This window comes from Paenibacillus chondroitinus NBRC 15376 (assembly GCF_004000765.1).
GTDB classification, from domain to species: domain Bacteria; phylum Bacillota; class Bacilli; order Paenibacillales; family NBRC-103111; genus Paenibacillus_E; species Paenibacillus_E chondroitinus.
Window position 1 is genome coordinate 1 of record NZ_BILW01000096.1, and the last position, 3,412, is coordinate 3,412.

2 protein-coding genes are annotated in these 3,412 nt (G+C 45.8%); both read right to left on the reverse strand.

The features are described from left to right. On the reverse strand, positions 1-2,946 hold a 2,946-nt coding region (locus tag PCH02S_RS35375), incomplete at its 3' end, for a CBM96 family carbohydrate-binding protein (protein ID WP_127458786.1). A gap of 209 nt (positions 2,947-3,155) precedes the next feature. Then, positions 3,156-3,412: hypothetical protein (locus PCH02S_RS36290; RefSeq protein WP_218033202.1), on the reverse strand; the 257-nt coding region annotated here is incomplete at its 5' end.

Here is a 3,412-nt window from a genome sequence, read left to right on the forward strand (position 1 = left end):
GGCTCCGTTCACAGTAATTTTGGCATCACCACTTGCTGCCGTCGGTGTGATAATGATTTCATTTGTTACCTTCGGTACACTTAATGTGTACTCGGTTTGCGCCGCATCAAAGGCGGGGCTCAACGCACCAGCATTTGTTGTCAGGCTGCTCAACGTATTATCCGTAGAAGGCCAAACTTCAGTCGCCGTCACGCCGCTCGCTTTCAAATAATTAGTGCCTGGATTATCTAAAATATTTTTGATAACGGAAATGTTCGTACCCTTCTGGAGCTGAATTCCATTCGTGTTTCCAGTGATGGAATTGCCTATGATATATACATTCTGAGGATCTCCAGCGCCGACACCCCCGGCATTTTGATCCCCGTTGTCGTGTTCAAGCAAAATCCCCCAGTAACCGGAAGCCGTGTTGTTGCGAATGATGTTATTTTCGATGCGCGTTCCTGGCCCATTTAAAATATTAATCCCTACACCATTGTTGACAGTCGTTGTATTTTCAATGATGTTATGTTCGATCCGTGTATCCGGAGTGCCCATGGTAACGACAATTCCTTCACGCGCATTGCGGATCACATTGTCATGAATGTAGTTTTGAGGTCCTGATTTGCTATGATTGCTTGGAGCCGTTCCTCCGGTATTCCCAAGCCCTACGCCACCGCCGGTAAAAATATCCTCAACGGTATTGCCATAAACTTCGTTCAAATATTCCAACTCACCATGGAGATCAATTGCGTCCAGCTTTGTGTTCTTATAGTGATTGTTTCGCAGTACGTTGTTATGCGCTACGTTTTGAATGAGGGAACCATGACGTAGATACGGCCCTTCAAAAGTCGAATCTTCCACTACGTTCCAATACGTATCGTTATCAAAACCGAGCCTATCGACCTTCGGCATCCCTTGAATGGACGTGCCATATCCGGCACCGCCGCCACCTAAGTCCGTTGCATTGCGGAAAGTCGCATGACGAACAACGACGTCGTGACTGTTTTCAATGCGAATGGCCATGCGTCGGAAACGTTCCACTGTGACATGATCAACGGTGACATTATAGGATGGATCTTCACCATAATTGGCGATAGCAATCATGCTGTCAGGCCCTCCGGCAGCCGGATTATTGATCACATGATCCAATGAAAAGGCACGATTCCACGTGGAAGTAACGGTCAGATTTGAAACCAAAATATCATGTTGACTCGATGATTTCAGCACAGAACTATTTTTAACATCATCAATGCTTGATTTCAAAATCGTTTGCGACTCGCTCTCCCCCCGCAGGTTGACGCCTGACTTCAGTTTTAAATTGATAAATCCATCCGGGGAAGTGATTAAGTTATAAACGCCATTCGGAATGAACACCTCGTCGCCAGCTGTAGCGGCATCTATCGCGTTTTGGATGGCAATGCGGTCATCTTGGGCATTATCCGCCGGATCTGCGCCATAATCAAGAACGTTACGTGTAACGCCAGTTACCTGATGAGGCGAGTGTACAGCATGTTCAGACCCATCTGGATTCGTTAATCCCGGCTTTGTAAAAGGAACCGTCCCTGACGGCGCCGTTGGCGTAATATTGGGGACGATCGCTACCGGTGTATCACCTGAAGGGAACGGTGGATAGATCATAACTTCCGTTAAACTTGTGAATGTACTGCCATCGGAGTTCCCGTGTCCAATGATGCGAACGAAGCGAGCTTGTGTATCCGGGATATCAAAAGCTTGCATATCCACCGTATTCGGACGGCTGTTTCCAGTGAACACATTCGTCCAGGTTTGCGCATCGTTTGATGTTTGAATATCAATGAGCGTAGTCCGCAGATCGCCTTTATAAAAAGCAATGCCCACGTAGCCAATGTTCTTCGCTTGCCCCAAATCAAACATCACATATTGCCCGTCACCTGAAGCTGACCAGCGGCTGAACAAGTTGTTATCGAGCGTGTTGCTCTCAACATTTCCATCGCTGCTGCTTGCATTGACTTCTACGACTTGCAGAGGTGTAACTGGAGCAGACAATGTCGTTACGTTGTAGGTAAGAGGTGTCAGCGAGTAATTGCCTACCGCATCTCCTGCATAAACGCTATATGTAACGCTTGTATTCGGGGTTAGCCCTTGAACTGTGTATGTATTCCCTGTCACATTGCTTAGCAGCACATCATTCTGATAAAGCTTATAGTTCGTTACCGCACTATCATCGATGGCTGCCGGCCAGGTTAATTGAACAAAATCCATGCCCAAATTAATTGATTTTAAGGCTGCGTTTTGACCCCATATTGGCGGGGTAGTGTCGCTTTGAACAACACGCCGTACCAGGAGTTGCGGCTCAGGGTTGGAGGCTGAAGTGTTCTCTTTCGAATATACGTTAACGGAATTGGTTGAGTTTGAAGCGATGATGAAAGAAACTTTCTGGTCGGAGAGATGCTGCCTTACATAATCCGTCACTTCTACGGTGTATAAAATCGGTTTAGCTGAATTAGCCTGATTCACAATAAATTGCCCTAATGGATTCATCGCAGACAAATCCGTCTGAGGAGCATTATTCCAGGTTATCGTTGATTCTTGCCATGAATTATTCAATAGACCATACACTTGGAGGGCGGTGTCGATGTCACTGCTGCCTTTTTTCGCAGACACTTGCAAATAATATTTGTATGTACTATCGGATACGGTAGACACATCAAACTTGAAGTAAACTTCTGTCTTTTTCGAGGAGCTGGTTGAAAGGCTGTATAATCCTAACGTCGAACTCCCCAAATTCGTTCTGTTGTCGTAGTTCGTATCCGCTACCTCAGGCTTAGTGCTGTCTATAACGATAGCAGCATCTGCACTGGTTGGGAGAGCAGCAACATCCACCTCAACATCCGCTGCTCTGCCTGCCGCAGGAACGAGGAGTAGAGAAAAGACCATGGAGAACAGTACCAACAAAGCTAATCTTTTTTGTAAAAAGCGAATTTTCATGTAGCCATGCTCCTTATTCAGTTTAGTCTCGCACCAATGTAAGCGTATACAATTAGCCGCGATTCCATCATATTACCCCCTTTTTGACAACTTTTATTGTCATTTATTTAGGTGCAGGAGGGATATTATTGGAAAATATCAAGTAATGCCCATTGAGGGAACTCTGCTCCTCTATTTTGGTGATAAACGTGAAAAGTTCCCTCCCATAGCTAAAAGAGCATTTTTCGAGGAATAGTCGCCCAATCTGGCGATTTACGCGGCATAGGAGCGATGTGGATGTGCGTGTCATTGGATGAAGTCCAATGACAACCCCGATAATGGCCAATGCCTTCTCTATGTTGCACTTTCTGCAGCATAGAGGCCTCAGATCGGCCAATGCCTCCTTCTACGTTGTACAAAATGCAGCGTAAAAGGCAGAAATGAGCGGTTTTCACGCTATTTAGACTGAATTCATTGTACATTGTGC